The sequence below is a fragment of the Pantoea sp. y20 genome (assembly GCF_054903455.1).
Genome location: NZ_CM142816.1, coordinates 2,685,221 through 2,702,844 on the forward strand (window position 1 = coordinate 2,685,221; position 17,624 = coordinate 2,702,844).

The following is a 17,624-nucleotide window of genomic DNA, read 5'->3' on the forward strand; positions in this document are numbered from 1 at the left end:
CCTGAGCGGTACTCTTTCTGACTCAACATCACATCAAAAGAAGACCGATATTATGGCAAGTTCTCGTTTAACCGCCCGCCTGCGTCACACGCTGGCGCTGGCTGTGCTGGCAGGTTGCGCGTTTGGTGCGCAGGCAAAAATTGATCAGGTGCGTTTCGCGGTTGATCCCACCTATCCTCCTTTCGAATCCAAAACGCCGCAGGGCAAACTGGTTGGTTTTGATATCGACCTCGGTAATGCGCTGTGCCAGCAGATGCAGGCCAAATGCGTGTGGGTCGAGAGCCAGTTCGATGGCATGATCCCGGCGCTGAAAGCGCGCAAGTTTGACGCCATCCTGTCGGATATGGGCATCACCGAAGAACGTTTGAAGCAGATTGATTTCACCGTGCCGCTCTACGACACCCATACGCAGCTGATTGCGCGTAAAGGTTCTGGCTTGCTGCCAACTGCTGAATCGCTAAAAGGCAAAACCGTGGGCGTTGAGCAAGGCACCGTGCAGGAGCGTTATGCGCTGGCCAAATGGCAGCCGCATGGCGTGCAGGTTGTACCTTATGGCGATCAGGCACAAGTTGAGAGCGATTTGATTTCGGGTCGTCTTGATGTGGTGTTTACCGATGCTGCTCAAGCCGCCAATGGTTTCCTGAAACATCCGCAGGGCAAAGATTTCGAATTGGCCGGCCCGATTGTGCAGGATCCGATTATCGGTCCGGGCACCGCGATTGGCCTGCGTAAAGGCGACACCGAACTGAAAACCGCACTGGATAACGCGTTTGCCGAACTGAAGAAGAACGGCACTTTCGATAAAATTCAGAAACAGTACTTCGCGACGGACATCTCCATCCAGCAGTAATCTTTTGGGCGGCTTTTTTGCCGCCCTTTTTGCACTCAGCACTATAATTCCATCAGAAAATGCATCTGGCGTCGCTGAAAGCGTGCCACGAATAAAGGACATCGATAGCGTTATGCAACAACAACATCATCCTCTATTAAGCGCCTCGCTGGGAACGCAACGCGAAATTGTTAGCTTCCACTTCGGTACGGATTCACAGCAACGCGTCTACATTCAGGCTGCGCTGCACGGCGATGAACTGCCGGGCATGGCGGTGGCATGGTACTTGAAACAGAAATTGCTGGCGCTGGAATCTGCCGGACAACTCAAATCTAAAATCACATTGGTGCCGGTGGCGAATCCTTTAGCCATGGGACAACACTGGCACGGTAGCCATCTCGGGCGTTTCCATACGTTATCAGGACAAGACTTTAACCGCCGCTTCCCGGCATTGGGTGAAGCCTTGGTTGAGGAACTCGCTGGCTCACTGACGCAAAGTGAATACGAAAACAAACGCCTGATCAGGGAAGCGATTGATCGCCATTATCGTGACCGCATTGCCCGCACCGAACTGGATGCCCAGCGCTTTACGCTGATGCGTATGGCGAGCCAGGCCGATTTGATGATTGATCTGCATTGTGACTGGGATGCGCTGCCACACCTCTACACCACGCCGCATGCCTGGCCGGACATTGAACCTTTGGCGCGTTGGTTAGGCAGTGAAGTGCAGTTGCTGGCGCAGATATCTGGCGGTGAACCGTTTGATGAGGCTTGCTGTGAGCCGTGGCTGACGCTGGCAGAACGCTTTGGCGATGAGTATCCGATGCCGCGCGGCTTGCTGCCGGTGACGCTGGAACTGCGCGGTGTGGCGGATGTATCGCCTGAGATGGCGGAGAAAGATGCCGACGCAATTATCAATGCGCTGATTGAGGGCGGATATATTGCCGGTGAAGTGGTTGAGTCCCCTGCCCTGATTCATCCGGCGACGGCGCTGGCGGGATGTGAGTATATTCATGCAGCTCAATCTGGATTAATGTTTTACAGACGTAATTTGGGTGAGTGGATTAAGGCGGGGGAAGTGGTGGCGGAGGTTGTTGATCCGATTACTGACCAGGTGATGCCGCTGGTGGCGGAGTTTGGTGGCGTGTTGTATGCGAGGAATTTGACCAAGTTTGTAACGGCGGGGATGTTGGTGGTGCGGTTGGCTGGGGAGAATGCTGGGAGACGTGGGGAGTTGTTAGTTGGGTAAGATTAATATGTGAAACAAACAATGAGAATAATGTTTAAAAATAATTTTTTGAGTAACCCTAATACTTGCTAAATTTATGAAAATACCTTACAAAACCCTTTCAATTTATTAGCATTTTCCTAGCATGATTTCTTGGGGTTTTATGAAACAAAGGTTACTCGAGCTTGATGGTTGTAGAGGGCTGCTTTGTCTAACTGTTGTTGCCGGGCACTGGATAGGCAGCAGAATGGGATGGGGGAATGTTAATTTTTCGCATTCATATATATCAGTAGACGGTTTTTTTATATTATCTGGTATTGTTTTATCATATATTTATAAAGAAAAGTTAGATATTGGCAGAAAGGAATTTATTAAATACGCCATTCATAGAATAGAGCGGTTATACCCATTGCATTTGTTAACGTTTCTATTAACTTATTTAATCTATAGAATTTATTTTAAAGAACTCCCTTTTCAAGAACCTGTGGCTACGGCCATATATAATATGTTATTAATACATGGTTTAGGATTTGCCTCATCGTGGAATTGGAATGATCCAAGTTGGTCAATTTCTGTAGAGTTTTTCACTTCTGTAATGTTACTACCTCTGTTAATAAGGTTAAAGAGTAGGATCAAGCTTATTTCAATATCTTTAATTTCATATATTATAGTTTATGCTAGACATCATAATCTTGAAGCTGCAACAGATGTTCACTTTATGATATTATCTTCAGGATTACTTAAATGTATAGCAGGTATGTCTCTTGGTGTACTAATAACAAATATATCAAAATTCACAGAAAAAAGAGATCCTCCAAAAATTCTGATGACAATTATGCAAACAGCTGCAGTAGGAATATGCTCATACTTCATCTATACAAAAGATGATGTTCACTCATACGATGGTATAGTAATCATGAGCTTTTGCTATCTCTTTTACACACTAATAAATTATAGTGGTTTTTGGAGTGCAATCGCAGCAAATCAAGTTTTAGTTTATTTTGGTAACATAAGTTTTTCAATCTACTTATTACACACGCCATTAATGATAGCCATGGATCATATAGGCTTTTTCAACTCGTCATCCAGGATAACCCAGACATACCTATTTGTATCAACACTTATTTTAATTTCTAGTATTACTTATAAGTATTTTGAGTTGCCAATATATAAAAAATCAAAAACAATAACTGATTATAAAATAGATCGTTTATAATGCATTAAATATAAGGCAGATATTAGCATCCAATAATATCTGCCAGCAAGAAATAAGTTTAATTTTTAGTTTGATATCTTATAAAAATCATTAATCAAATCACTCATTTCATTAAATTTTTTCAGGTCTGTATCTTTAACATCATTTTTATAAGTTACACCGTCATCGTTAGTTAAAAATTCAAAATCTCCAATAGCAGTTACATTAGCTGGTAATGAACATTTATATTCAAATACAGAACATCCAAGGAAAGAATTCTTAACTTTATTTATCCCTAAAATACTAAGAAGTGTAGGAGTGAAAGATAAAGAATTAAGGCCATGTGCATCTATCAGAACATGCTTAATTCTTGGTGAGTAAATCATAAGAGGAATTCTATCTACGAATACATTTTTTGTAACATTCTCAACCGAAATGACCTCCTCGCCGGGAAAGGTAGCGTGATCAGTTGTAAATATTATTATTGTGTTTTCGGATAATTTACTAGAATTAAACCACCTCATGAATCGACCGATGTTGTAGTCCCACTCATGAATACGGTTAAGTACAGGACTACTTCCGTCAGCGTACTTAACACTCACAGAATCCTGGAGCATGTGAGTACCAAAATTATAAGTTGCGATAAAAAAAGGTTGCTTTGTTTTTTCAGAAGTATCAATTAAACTATCAATTAATTGAAAATCAGTTAATGGTCCTTGAGCTCCAGGAATAAAATCATTAGCAGTTAATACTTTTGAAAATCCTTGCTTGGAAAGCATCTCATTTAGATTCATTTCACTAATATGTGGACTTATAAATATTGTAGAGTATGAATTTTCATTCAAAACTTCAGGTAATGTAATTATACTTTTATTAGAATAGATTTTATCAAGATCTTTCTTATCAATCACAGAGACTCCACCATCTCCATTTTCATCAGCTTTTTGATAACCAGAGATTAGTTGACCACGTATACCCCTAAATGTTGCGGCTGTGTGATTATAATAATTTTTAACTACGATCGACTGTTTGAAAAATCGATCTAAATTAGGTGTAAGGTCCCTTCGATTGCTCTCATCATAATTATCAATCCAACGAGATGAAAAACCTTCAGTAAAAAAAACTATAACATTAGGATCAACAGGTAAACCATTTAAATAAGATGAATCAATGTCGCCATATACATTTTGTTTCTCGAAATTAGGTCGGTCCGAGTCAAAGTTGGAAATATTTAAGTGTCTATCAATTTCTAGTGAAACCATCTTTTGAATAAAATCCAAAGCTGGAAACATGATCCCTCCCTTGATATCATCCGTTTTTTGGCTTTGATAACCTCCTACAATAAACAAAATAACAGTTGTAAAAAAAATGCTTCCCTTTATTTCTACTGTAATAAAAAAGAGTGGAATGCATAATAGTAATAGAAATATCAGAGGTAAGAAAATATCAAAATGTAAACCTAGCGCTTTTGAGGACTCACTATTAGCTAATGCTAATTTCGAGAAATATGTTAACGAAAACTTATAAAATATGAGTTGAGATATAATAATAATTAAAAAGATAATTTCAAAAAAACTAAAAACTTTAGATAATTTAAACTTAAAAAAATTAAAAATCACATATAAACAAATCAACTCAAAAGAAAAGCCAATAAAATAAAAATAGTTTTTATCTAGAAATAATAAGCTATAAAATGCATAACCTGACAAAAAAAAATACGGTAATAATCTTAATACGGTGACCATAATATCGTAACCAATAAAATTTAAATTTGAAAAAAGAATATTAACCTTTGAAATTAAAGTTAACCTCTACACTTTAAAATTAGGTGATTATTAATATTTTCATTTTGAACTTAAATATTGAAGAATTGAAAAACATGAAATACCAAGCCTGAGCCTATGCTCAGGCTTGGTATAATCAATACCTTTTCCAGAAACGTTTTCTATTAAGTCTTTTAAAAGCTTCTTTCCAATAACTTTTTTCAAGAGATTCTTGGTATACTTTTCCTGGGAATAATCTTTGTCTTAATGAAATACGATCAGCCAAGACTAATCTTTCTGAGTTAGTCCCTGCTGACTCAGAATGAGTCAGAGATGCCAAAATATTTAATTGAGTTGAAGAAGGTTCATTTATTAACTTGAAAAAAGGTTCAGCAAGTACTACGCTGCTAAATGTATTGTTTACATTAATTTTGAGTAACGGGGATACGTATTCAAAGAAAGACATTATTCCATCTTGCAATCTTCCAGCTTTGTCAAGATAGTCTTTTTCAGAATCACTTGACTCATCTCTTAGGGGCAAAATCCCTTCGTCTGTTTTGATATAGCCTATTGTAGAACCTGTATTATCTGCTAACGCAAACTCCATTAATTCAACTCCACCAGATAATAAATGGTTTTGCTTATCCAGGGGACTACCATAATCAGAGAGCCATCCAGACATAGAATTATAATATGATTTATTATCTAAAGCACCTTCAAAAGTTGCAAGATAAAATCCATAAATATCCTTAGATGCCCAATGTTCACCTAAAGATCGCGCAAAAACAGATTGAATATTCCCCATCCAGCCGACATCAATTAGTGCTACTTTTTCATAATCCTTACAAGCATCAACAAAGTATTGGGCGTAGTTGTTTCGTATTTGAGTATTTTTATTCATCACTTGGATGAATAATTTATTGATTAGCCAATGAACTTTGTGTTCTTCTCCAATTCTAGGAACATGATTTTCATCAGGGAAACCAACATGGTGTAAATCAGCCATATATAACTTTGCATCAAGGCCAAGCATAGAGAATATTTTTGATATGCTTTTTTTGTTTTTTCCACCAAATAGGTGCCAAATTCGATGCATTGGCCAATCAGTCATCCCCATTTTATATGTTGAGGCTCTTGAGAGATAAATATATTCACTATCAATGCTAGTATGATTGAAATACTTATTATATATTCTTTCTATTAAGTGAGCGTCACGAGCAAGAAATAATGCCTTTTGAATGCCTTTATTTTTGAGTTGCATCGATAACCAAGATATAAATCCAAGCAACAATGGTCCAAAAACTTTGAAACCAAGTTCTACAAATTCATCATTTTTATAGAATTGACTTGCTTGCTTTAAATCAAGCGAGCGATAAATTGACTCACCAACTACATCTTTTGCAGTCCAATGGTAGGAACGTTCATGTGAATACTCAGACCATTGGGCATGAAGGGTTTGTATTTTATGCTTTTTGGCATTATTGATATCGGCGTGTAAGTTGTCTCCGATATGTAACCATTCACTTGGTTGAATATCCAACTCATCTAATATACGCTTATAAATTTCCCCACTATGCTTAGATAGTTGCTCTTCTCCTGAGCTATAAATTCGTACGCCATTAACATCATACCCACATGCATTCAATAATTCTTTTAATACATTTGATGGGAAATACATATCGCTGATAACTATAACATTAGCGCCTGATTCAACAGCATTTTTAAAAAGCTTTTCACCCTCATGGCATTTATATAAAACAAGTTTTTCAATATTGATCTCAAGAGCTATTAACTTTGATATTAAATCATCATCAATATGATGTGAAAACAATTTAAATTCAGCATAGATGTCAGAAATGGTAACCTCTGGTTCACCACCTGTTTTTTTTACTTTTACCACTCTAGAATTAGATTCTGCCTGTATACGCCACTCAGTAAAATTATCTAAAATCTCTGGATACTTTATAAAACTGTCATCATGGATGATATAGGATTGGATTAAAGAAAATAAATCCTTTGGCCTATACAATCTTCGGCTCAATAAGGTATCAAAAATGTCAAAGCTAATTAGTTTGAATGAATTCAAGTCCACGAAGTCAGTTCCCATTAATTTTATTTTCTAAATATGTCAATCTATGATGTTTAGTTTTATTGACCAACATATTTAACAACATAGTTAAGAGTTGAGTGTTGCCTTTTCTTCTCATTAACCTATGAAGGTTTAATGTAAATTCAAATTCATTGTTCGCATCTTGAAGAATTGAATAATTTCCAACGTAAGAGTCATTAGCATCCCTAAAATGATAATATGACATTGATTCAGGAACGAGCCATAAATCATACGCTGAAATAAAATCAATCAAAAAGACCCAATAAAAGGCCGGATCAAAAACATCATGCTCTTTAGCAACAACTAAAAACTCATGTTTACTAAATATGATTGAAGATATTGGTATTGAATTTTTATAGTATAACGCGTCAAAATTAATTGGTCCCGTGGGTAAATAATGGTTAAAAGGTGATGTCGTGTTAATGATTATTCTATTACCTTCAGATACCTCGTTAACTTTGTTAACATGACAACATATTGCTTTCACAGTTTTATGGCATTGCAACCTATTTTCATAGACACTTATAAGCCTAGTTAGAAACTCAGGAGCCCAAGTATCATCATCATCAAGAAAAGCAATTTTATCTGCAGAAGAACTTTGCATTTCTGCAAAAAAAACAGCATGTTGATCTGAATATATTGTGTGCACATCAGGATGAAGCAAGGCTTTTTTTAAATTGTCATCAGTACTTGATGACATTGAGAGGATATAGACTTCATGATTTTTATAAGTCTGATTTTCTATGGACTGTAACGCACGCAATAATAACCGTTTGCGATTACCATAGTGCCTTATGATGACTAAAACTTTAGATTTCATTTGATTGTAAGATGATTAGATAATTTAGCTTTTTAAGAAAGCTCTCATTTTAATGAGCAGAAACTGATAATGCAAATAAATTATTCAAAAAATAAATAATCTGTACCATTACATGTTGATTTAAAACTTAGCCCTACAAGAATAAACATTATAGATACCCTCTCTATGAATGTTTGTGCTTGAATTTTTTGCAATCAAGAAGCCTCCAAGAGGCTTCTTGCATTTAGATATCTAATTTTACTCTAACCACTCTGTATGGAAAACACCGTCTTTATCGATACGTTTATAAGTATGTGCACCGAAATAGTCACGCTGAGCCTGAATCAAGTTGGCGGGCAGAACTTCTGAACGATAGCTATCGTAATAAGCAATTGCCGCAGAGAAGGTTGGAGTTGGGATACCATTCTGGATTGCGTAAGAAACAACATCACGCAGTGCCTGCTGGTATTCGTCAGCGATATTCTTGAAGTATGGATCCAGCAGCAGGTTCGCAATGTCTGTATCATTAGCATATGCATCAGTTATTTTCTGCAGGAACTGAGCACGGATGATGCAACCAGCACGAAAGATCTTAGCAATCTCACCGTAATGCAGATCCCAGTCGTTTTCTTCGGAAGCAGCACGCAGTTGAGAGAAGCCTTGAGCGTAAGACACGATCTTGCCCAAATACAATGCACGACGTACTTTTTCTACAAACTCAGCTTTATCGCCAGTAAAGGCTTTAGCCTGCGGGCCGCTGAGTACCTTGGAAGCTGCAACACGCTGAGTTTTCAGCGAAGATAAATAGCGGGCAAACACAGATTCAGTGATCAGTGACAGTGGCTCGCCCAGATCCAATGAGCTTTGGCTGGTCCATTTACCAGTACCTTTGTTAGCCGCTTCATCCAAAATCACATCAACCAGATATTTACCGTCTTCATCTTTCTTAGTGAAGATATCTTTAGTGATGTCGATCAGATAGCTGCTTAACTCACCATTGTTCCACTCTGTGAAGGTTTCAGCTAACTCTTCATTATTTAAGCCCAGCGCGCCTTTGAGCAGCGCATAAGCCTCAGCAATCAGTTGCATATCACCATATTCAATGCCGTTGTGAACCATCTTCACATAGTGACCGGCACCGTTCGGACCGATGTAAGCAACGCAAGCTTCACCATCTTCAGCGCGCGCAGCGATTTTATCGAGGATAGGCGCAACCAGCTCGTACGCTTCTTTTTGGCCACCAGGCATAATTGATGGGCCCTTCAATGCGCCCTCTTCACCACCAGAAACACCAGTACCGATGAAGTTAAAGCCTTGATCAGAAAGTTCTTTGTTACGACGGATGGTGTCTTTATAGAAGGTGTTACCACCATCAATCAAGATATCGCCCTTATCCAGATGCGGTGTCAGGGAAGCGATAGTCTTATCTGTCGCTTCACCTGCCTGCACCATCAATAGGATACGGCGTGGTTTTTCCAGCGATTCAACAAACTCTTCAACAGTATAAAAAGGTGCGAGTTTCTTACCTTGGTTCTCAGCGATAACTTCATCAGTTTTTTCGCGTGAACGGTTGAAGATAGAAACAGTGTAACCGCGACTCTCAATGTTAAGAGCCAAGTTACGGCCCATCACTGCCATACCTACAACACCGATTTGTTGCTTGGACATTTTATACTCCTATCTTAATGAGTGGACGAAAGTGTCTATTTCGGCCAACGAGTCACAAACATCTTACCTTATGTTACCAGTAACCTAACATTCAAGTGAAAATTAAGCACGTAAAGGAAACTTGAAACTCACATATAACATTTGTTTAAAGCTTAATTTTTAATCAGAGACAGAAACTTTTTTCCTGAGTTGCTCGAGTTCGTTTTCATATAAACGTACACGTTCAACATAATCACTAAATTGACTCAAAATTTGTTGATTTTCTTTCCTGAGAGCAGTGTTACTATCGATAGCAGCTCTTACATCTTTTAAGGCTTGTACCGAACGCCTACGCTCGAATTCTAAACGACCTTGAAGATCGAGAATTATTGGCATAAGTGCATCCGTTGGAGATACAGTTTCAACTGACACTCCATACTCAGGGTCAAACTCTTCAAATGCTTTATTAAGGAATAAGTCAAAATTTTCAGGTTTTTCTGGGTTAATCCAATATGTATTTAGTAGAAAAGCTAAATGCTTCTTTTGATAAGTATCCATTCCTGATGAAGACGATGAAAAAGCCTTTGTCAGGTCATTTTTTCCATTCAATGGGTGGCAGGCTGTTTGCCATTCGCATTTACCAGCACAGTAAACGGAAGCACCATCAATAAGAGCTTCAATACCAACACCTGAATTAATGGTAATAACAGACTTAGCTTTTCTAATAAGTTCATGGATATTACTATTACTTTTAACAACCCATTGATTTGTTGAAACTAATTTTTCAATTGCTTCCTCGACTGCAAATGACTCACAAAAAGGATGTCTCTTTACTACCAAAAAAGATTCACTTTTTTTTGCCAACTCAGCAGCATCATTTAATAATTGAATGCCATCATAATTACTGTGAATAGCAACGGGGTCATTTTGAACCTGCATTGGATAGAAAACATAATCTTTAATGTCATTTGGGAGAATATCTTCAGATTGTGGGTATTTTGAATATTTTGTTCTAAGAAAGAAATCATGCCAATGTGAGATTATTGATTCTGCATCAGATTCTGATATAGACTTTATATCTCCCTCATATTTATGCGGATTAACAACTATATCAGACCAACCTGAATAACCATGAGCATCAATTGAGAAAAGAGGAACTACTGGGGATTCTTTCATTTTATAAACATTTTTTTCATTACCCCATGAATGATATGAAAATATCATTGTCCCTTTTTCAGGCAATCGTGGTGCCTGATCCGCACCAAAAGGTACATCCCTAAAATAAAGTGGGATTTTCCTATCAGTTAATGCAAAAATTAAATTGCTAATAAAATTTTTATGTTTAAAACCATCGATAGGATTTTTAGTCCACGAAATAGGAATTTCAACTATTATCTTATGTATCATAAAATCTCCTTTATTAGCCCAGGCTTTTATATATGAGCAGTGTTTTTTCAATAACGCTTGTAGAGGAGAATAGATTCGTTACTCTTTCCCGCGCACGCAGTCCAAGTTCTTCTCTTAATCGAGCATTGATTAACAACTCCTCAATTTTTTGGGATAATTGTGCGATATCATTTTTTGGAACTATAAAGCCTGTTAGGTTATTTTCGATGATGCTGGTACATCCTCCCGTGTCATATGCTATTGATGCACGCCCGACCGCAGCAGCTTCGATCAAGATTCTGGGAACGCCTTCAGCATAAACTGAGGGAAGCGCGACAATATTAGACATCTCGATAAGTTCTTTAACGTTATTACTTTTACCAAGCCAATTTATTTTTTTTTCAGCAGACCATTGTTCAATAACATTATCAGGTATGCAATCAGGATCATTTTTTACAGATATTCCAGCAACATTCAATTCGAAAAAAATATTCTTAGCTTCAAGGTTTCTTTTAACTTCAATCAAATCTGCTAGACCTTTACTCCAAATCAAACGACTTGCAAAAAGAACAATTGGGGTTGGTTTAATTTCTTCTTTTACATAATTAAAATCTTTGACATCAATGCCAGCACCTTCAATGACAATGGTTTTATCTTGTCGAACACCAGTCATTTGAATTATTCTACTTCTATCATTTTCATGTTCAAAAATAAGAAATACATCTTTTTTTGCTGTGATCCAGCGATAAAGAGGTGCCACCATATTTTTTAGAAATAAATATTTTTTTTCGTCTGAAGAAAATACTCGACCTAACCCGACAAAACTTAAAACGAGATTCTTTTTACAAACTTTAGCGTAGCAACCGCCAATTAGGCAGGGCTTAATTGTTATGCAATGTAAAATATCAGGATTAATAGTGTTTATTAATTTTATCGACTTCAAAATATCTTTTATAATAATGAGCGGATTTAATGATTGCTCTGACATTTTGGAATCATGTGTAATAATACCAAGAGACCGAAATTTATTAATAATTTCTTTACTTTCAAAGTTGCAAATAACATGAACTTCATAACCTTCATTTACCCCAGCAGTCGCCCTGTCAAGCCAGTGAAGGTTGAAATACCAATCTGAATTAATATAGAAACAAATCTTCTTCATTTAATTACCATCTACCTTCCCCTTGAAATTATATATCACCCCATCCATCATCCCTTTAAACAGCGACTTCAAATAATTAATTTTGTTATTTGAATTTCTAGCCATACAAATGTACTTACACAATCTTAGAATAATTGAAAACAGACTAAATGGAGGTTCTGATGGAAATATCTTCCTTGACAATATTAAATTTCGCGCTAGGTAATATATTTTCCACGGAAGAATTGCTGAAGACGATTCTACAACATCATGATGGAAAATGAGATCTGGATTATAAATCATCTTACAACCCATTTTTTTTAATGACCACGAGTAATAAACATCATCAAAATAAATAAAGAGCTCTTTCTTTATTTCAAAATAAGAATTTTTTAAAGTTTCAAAATCAATGAAAACTCCTACAAATGAGAAGGTGCTAATTTCAGAACAACCTTCATCTTCAGCCGCATATAAAAAAGGGGATTTCTTATATAAGTAAATATCTTGGATATTGTTTGGTATTTTCACCCAAGGAATATTCATTTTGCATCTTGAACCATTAAGATCATAAACATTTGAAGCTATAACTTTCGCATTCCCTTTATCGCTAACTAAAAATTTATCGATGATATTTCTTTCTGGGTAGGCATCGTCATCAAAAAAAAGAACCCAGTCAGGTTGAGTATTATGAGAAATCCATTCTGAACCGAGTAAAAACCCCCCTGCTCCACCTTCGTTATTTTCATTACGTAGTATAACTAAACGAGGATCGTTTATTGTTGATAACCACTCATATGTTCCATCTGTAGATGCATTATCAACGATTACGACTTGATGAAAAGAGAGCTGCTTTACAGCAGCCCAGCATTTTTTTAATTTTTCTAGTCGGTTAAAAGTTACGACTAAAGCCGAGATTTTCATCTTGGATTAACCACGAAATTAGGCATTACGGTATTTTCTTGCACTGAAAGACGATACGCACGTACAACATCCAATGCTTCAGCAATCGTTACATCCATATCAAGATAACGATAAGTACCAAGACGGCCAATAAAAGTGATATTTTGTTCTTTTTCTGCGCTGTCCAAATATTTACCTAATAACGTCATCTCACCCATTTGTCTAATTGGATAATAAGGAATGTCTTTCTCAGTACAAGAGCGACTATACTCTCTATAACATACAGTTGAATCATGCTTTTCCCAGGGGGCAAAATATTTATGTTCGGTGATCCTAGTATAGGGTACATCAACCTCACAGTAATTCATTACGGCACAACCTTGATAATCACCTTCGGCAGCGAATTTATCAAAGTCTAGAGTTCTGTATCCTAAGCGCCCTAAATTATAACCGAAGTAGCCATCCAACTGACCACTATAAAATACATGGTCATAATTTTCTTTTTCTTGAGAGTTATAATCAGTGTTCAATTCAACAGTAATATTCTCGTGATTTAGAATCGATTCTACAATTGGGGTGTAACCTTCTTTCGGCATGCCTTGATACTTATGATTGAAATAGTTGTCATCATAATTAAAACGTATCGGGAGCCTTTTTAAGATAGAAGCTGGCAACTCTTTTGGCTCCATCCCCCATTGTTTAATGGTATAGCCCTTAAAGAATGACTCATATAATTCTTTACCAACAAATCTTAACGCTTGATCTTCAAATGTTTTAGGATCAAGGATTGTTGCATCACCCTTTGATTCAATGAGCTTTTTAGCTTCTTCAGGATTACATGTAGTTTTAAAAAACTGATTGATCGTGTGTAAGTTGATCGGTAAAGAGAAAACCTGTCCATTAACAGTTGCTTTAACTCTATTTACGTATGGCATCATCTCGCAATGTGAACTGATATAGTTCCAGACTTCCTCATTATCGGTATGAAATATATGAGGCCCATATGTATGAACCATTACATTAGTTTTTTCGTCTCGCTCGCTATAGCAATTTCCAGCGATATGGGCACGAGAATCAATGATTCGTACATTGTGCCCGTCCTCAGCCAGTTCACGCCCAATCACTGCACCCGAAAAACCAGCACCTACAATTAAAATATTTTTTCTCATTGAAATTAACCTAAAATCATCCGACGAATTTTATAATACGTTTTTGCGATATGCTGCCGACGTTTACTACCAACTGGAGCATAACGATTTAAATATGGCATCAATTTGCGTTTTACTTTTGTCTGGAATAATATTTTGTTACTACCTGTGTTATTTGCAATTACGTTAACCTTTCCGTTCAAGCGGTTAATAACTTCTAGTTGCCAAGGCGTTCCATCGATATAAGACATGAAGTTATCAAAGAAATCGACATGAGGAGCATCCCATGGCTTGTTTTCACCTGCAAAATGAATCATTTTTGGTTTTCTTCTGGAAGCCAAAAACTCCATGTATGATGCAAATTTAAGATTTGGGAAGAAATCATCTGTATTGCCATTACCATGATATACATTCCACTCAAATGGCAGATAATGCACCCGGTCGTAAAATACCTTGTTCATAATGTCTTGGTCTAAGAACCAAAACGATCTGGATTTCATAGTCGCCATTAGCTGAGTGTATGTATTCTCAGCATTCATTTGCGCAACATTGAACAGAATTAAGCCAGCCTGAAAGTAACGCTCTGTATCCTTCATTGCCAGTACATTATTTAAGTATTCTTTTGCTGTTTCGTTTTTGCCTTCCTCAGGATGAGCAATAGCGCCGAATTTTACAAAACCTTCCATGACAATATCTTTAACAGCTGCTACAAGGTTATTCTTCATATCAATATGAACTAATTCTGCTACATCACTTTCAACTATAGTATCAGCATCGATAAACAGGACTTTTTCGAAATTTGAAAATAAAGAAGGAATAAATAATCTGGCATAAGTCGCAGCGCTAAAATGCGCGCGCGTATAAACACTTTTCATTTCACTGAATGTGTTAACATCAAAGAAGCGTATTGAAAAGTTATTTTTGTTTTTTATTAGCGAAATTAAACGCGACTTATTTCTTGCCGAAACACCATTTTCTAATACAACAATATCGTAATTATCTTTTTCAGTGCTATTTTTCACTATGGAGTTTACTAATGCTCCACCACTCAATGCGTAATTATCATCAAAACAAATGACAATAGGGATATTTTTTGATTCAAAATTCTGTTTTAACTTTCCGTTAAATGTTTCATTTTTAACAAAAGTTCTTTGAATTTCTTTTTTATTTAACCCGCTAGTTTTTTCTTTATGAATCAGATAAATATTGAACAGCCTTTCTGAGATATGGCCTACAACTCTTTTTTCTTGTGCATCATAATTACGGAGCGCAAAATTATTTTCAACATCTTCAAGTATTGAAAATAACCATTCTGAATAATCTGAAAATAATTCAGATTTCATAACGAACATATTCGTATAATATCCATCGTGCGCAGTATTAAATTCTTTTACTGCTGCAGCATACTCAGGATATAGATACAATAAGCTGTCTATTGCTGATTGGTAATCTTCAATATGTAAATGCTGAGATACTTTATAATGTTCATAATTATTCTTGCTCCCCGCCTGTTTTACACTCCATTTTTTAGGCAACAAGATATCATAATCGGCAATTGCACTAATGATGCTGCTTTCATCTAACCCAAACTTTTTTTCATATTCAGGAGATATAACGTCTTCATTAATTACGCCCCAAATATCTTCATCATAGCTTTGATCTGATGAAAAATTTAAATGCCTCCTATAATGCATAAAGCCGACATAATCTGATGAGAGATCATTCTTCCACACCCAATATTGAGCTGTAAGTTCGCAATAAAATGGATTCTTAAAAGAAATATTTTCTCCAGTATTATCACCTATACAGCAAATATCATTATAGCTATTGGCTTTTCCTACATGTATTGGTTTTATTACATTTGATGATAAAAAGGCGCTAGGCTTATGGTGGCTGGTATATATTTTTACTTTTTCATTGCTAATATTCATTCATTGTTTCCTTACATTGAAGATCGATATTGTTCTAAAATTACAGCCGCATTGCCACTCGCCTTTAATCGGTGGTTCTCAATCCATATAACTCTGTCACAAATCTTTTCAATATCGGTTAAATTATGGCTAACAAAAAGTATCGTTACGCCTTTCTCTTTAAATTTATTAATGGTCTCAATGCACTTTTTTTGAAACGCATAATCACCTACAGCTAAAACCTCATCAATAATCAAAATATCCGGATCGACTTGAGTAATAACCGAGAAACCCAGTTTTGCTAACATGCCACTTGAATAAACACGAATCGGTTCATCAATGAATTCACCAAGCTCAGAAAATTCAATGATCTTATCAATTCGTTCATTTAATTGCTTACGTCTCAAGCCGAGTAGAGTGGCATTTAATCTAATATTTTCTCTACCAGTGAGTTCAGGATGAAAGCCGCCTCCCAATTCTAGCATCGAAGCAACTCGGCCTTTGGTGGTCACACTCCCTGCCGTAGGCTTAATTACACCAGCAACTAAACCTAAAGAAGTGCTTTTACCAGCACCATTTCTGCCTATCAAAGCAACAGATTCCCCTTTATTAACTGTGAAGTTGATATCCTCAATAGCCAGATAGCTTCTACCTGATAAAAGGGTTAATGCTCTTTTGGGGTTAAAAATCAGCTCTTTTATTCCTGAGCCAATATGATGATATAAGGGATAACTTTTAGTTACCGCTTTAAATTCAATTGCGACTTCCATTATAAAATCTCTGCGAAACGGTATTTTAATTTGTTGAAAACCCATGCACCAATGGTAAGCGTCACGATTCCCATACCATAGAGTGAAAGAATTTTTTCATAATCAACATGACCATTCATGAACAATTCTCTCCAGCTCAAAACCATATCTGCGAGAGGATTATAGGTTATTAACCATTGATATTTTTCAGGTATCATATCACTGGCATAAAGTATTGGCGTGCAATAGAACAGCAGCATAATACCCAATGTAATAAACCTTTCCAAATCACGGAAGAAGAGATTCAACGTTGAAAGGAAAAGAGCAATACCATAGGAGAAAATCAATTGTGCAACGCCAATCAATGGGATGCCATAGATCCAATTCCAATGAGGCGTCATGTCATATATTAGAAGGAATACAATGATAACTGGAATGGTGCAAAGGAAATGCAAGCACTCCATCATGACATTACTGAAAGGAATAACTGATCTTGGAAAAACTGTTTTCTTTATTATTTGTGCGTTAGCTATGAACGAAAACAGCGAGTTAGAGGTTGTGCTTGCAAACCACTGCCAGGGAAATAATCCCGTGATAATAAAGATTGTGTAATTAGGGATTTGGACTCGCATGATTAACTTGAAGATAAAATAGTAAATCATGGCAAATAGAAGTGGATTAGCTATTGACCATAAATAACCGAGAAAACTGCTTTTATAGCGAACTTTAAGTTCCTTCTCAGTGATTACTGTTATTAAATCAATGAGATATCCCAAACTAAACTTCATACTTTACGCTCTAATTTTAAGCTTACGCTAA

14 protein-coding genes are annotated in these 17,624 nt (G+C 36.6%); 3 read left to right on the top strand and 11 right to left on the bottom strand.

Features of this window, described 5'->3' with window-relative positions; all coding sequences use genetic code 11:
• Positions 1-52: 52 nt before the first annotated feature.
• From ACYAC5_RS12615 to ACYAC5_RS12625, 3 genes are all read left to right on the top strand, one after another.
• On the top strand, positions 53-850 hold the full coding sequence (locus tag ACYAC5_RS12615; RefSeq protein ID WP_192411539.1) for an ABC transporter substrate-binding protein: 798 nt from the start codon (positions 53-55) through the stop codon (positions 848-850).
• 112 nt (positions 851-962) lie between these two features.
• Complete coding sequence (locus ACYAC5_RS12620) at positions 963-2,078, top strand: succinylglutamate desuccinylase/aspartoacylase family protein (RefSeq protein ID WP_462061846.1); 1,116 nt, start codon at positions 963-965, stop codon at positions 2,076-2,078.
• Positions 2,079-2,220: 142 nt separating this feature from the next.
• Positions 2,221-3,273 carry an acyltransferase family protein gene (locus tag ACYAC5_RS12625; protein WP_462061847.1) on the top strand — a complete coding sequence of 351 codons (1,053 nt, stop codon included), beginning with the start codon at positions 2,221-2,223 and terminating at the stop codon, positions 3,271-3,273.
• A gap of 65 nt (positions 3,274-3,338) precedes the next feature.
• Here ACYAC5_RS12625 and ACYAC5_RS12630 read toward each other — a convergent pair whose 3' ends face one another.
• The 11 genes from ACYAC5_RS12630 to ACYAC5_RS12680 all read right to left on the bottom strand — a co-directional run bounded on the left by ACYAC5_RS12630 (position 3,339) and on the right by ACYAC5_RS12680 (position 17,593).
• A complete protein-coding gene (locus ACYAC5_RS12630; protein ID WP_462061848.1) occupies positions 3,339-4,997 on the bottom strand; it encodes an LTA synthase family protein in 1,659 nt (552 codons plus the stop codon).
• A 175-nt stretch (positions 4,998-5,172) separates the two neighbouring features.
• Positions 5,173-7,107 (bottom strand): HAD family hydrolase, encoded by a 1,935-nt coding sequence (locus ACYAC5_RS12635; protein WP_462061849.1) that lies wholly within the window; start codon positions 7,105-7,107, stop codon positions 5,173-5,175.
• Positions 7,108-7,111: 4 nt separating this feature from the next.
• Positions 7,112-7,945, bottom strand: coding sequence for a glycosyltransferase family 2 protein (locus ACYAC5_RS12640; RefSeq protein WP_462061850.1), 834 nt, complete (start codon positions 7,943-7,945; stop codon positions 7,112-7,114).
• 237 nt (positions 7,946-8,182) lie between these two features.
• The gene (gene gndA, locus ACYAC5_RS12645) at positions 8,183-9,592 is read right to left on the bottom strand and encodes an NADP-dependent phosphogluconate dehydrogenase (RefSeq protein ID WP_462061851.1); all 1,410 of its coding nucleotides are present in this window, start codon (positions 9,590-9,592) and stop codon (positions 8,183-8,185) included.
• Positions 9,593-9,751: 159 nt separating this feature from the next.
• Positions 9,752-10,978 (bottom strand): capsular polysaccharide export protein, LipB/KpsS family, encoded by a 1,227-nt coding sequence (locus ACYAC5_RS12650; protein ID WP_462061852.1) that lies wholly within the window; start codon positions 10,976-10,978, stop codon positions 9,752-9,754.
• A 13-nt stretch (positions 10,979-10,991) separates the two neighbouring features.
• On the bottom strand, positions 10,992-12,119 hold the full coding sequence (locus tag ACYAC5_RS12655; RefSeq protein WP_462061853.1) for a glycosyltransferase family 4 protein: 1,128 nt from the start codon (positions 12,117-12,119) through the stop codon (positions 10,992-10,994).
• A complete protein-coding gene (locus ACYAC5_RS12660) occupies positions 12,120-13,019 on the bottom strand; it encodes a glycosyltransferase (RefSeq protein ID WP_462061854.1) in 900 nt (299 codons plus the stop codon).
• On the bottom strand, positions 13,016-14,167 hold the full coding sequence (glf, locus tag ACYAC5_RS12665; protein WP_462061855.1) for a UDP-galactopyranose mutase: 1,152 nt from the start codon (positions 14,165-14,167) through the stop codon (positions 13,016-13,018). Before glf ends, ACYAC5_RS12660 begins: the two co-directional genes overlap by 4 nt.
• A gap of 5 nt (positions 14,168-14,172) precedes the next feature.
• Positions 14,173-16,077: a DUF4422 domain-containing protein gene (locus ACYAC5_RS12670; protein WP_462061856.1), complete on the bottom strand. Its 1,905-nt coding sequence runs from the start codon at positions 16,075-16,077 to the stop codon at positions 14,173-14,175.
• 11 nt (positions 16,078-16,088) lie between these two features.
• Positions 16,089-16,826 (bottom strand): ABC transporter ATP-binding protein, encoded by a 738-nt coding sequence (locus tag ACYAC5_RS12675; protein ID WP_309834013.1) that lies wholly within the window; start codon positions 16,824-16,826, stop codon positions 16,089-16,091.
• The gene (locus ACYAC5_RS12680) at positions 16,826-17,593 is read right to left on the bottom strand and encodes an ABC transporter permease (RefSeq protein WP_462061858.1); all 768 of its coding nucleotides are present in this window, start codon (positions 17,591-17,593) and stop codon (positions 16,826-16,828) included. The genes ACYAC5_RS12675 and ACYAC5_RS12680 overlap by 1 nt, the downstream gene beginning before the upstream one ends.
• Between the last annotated feature and the right edge of the window lie 31 nt (positions 17,594-17,624).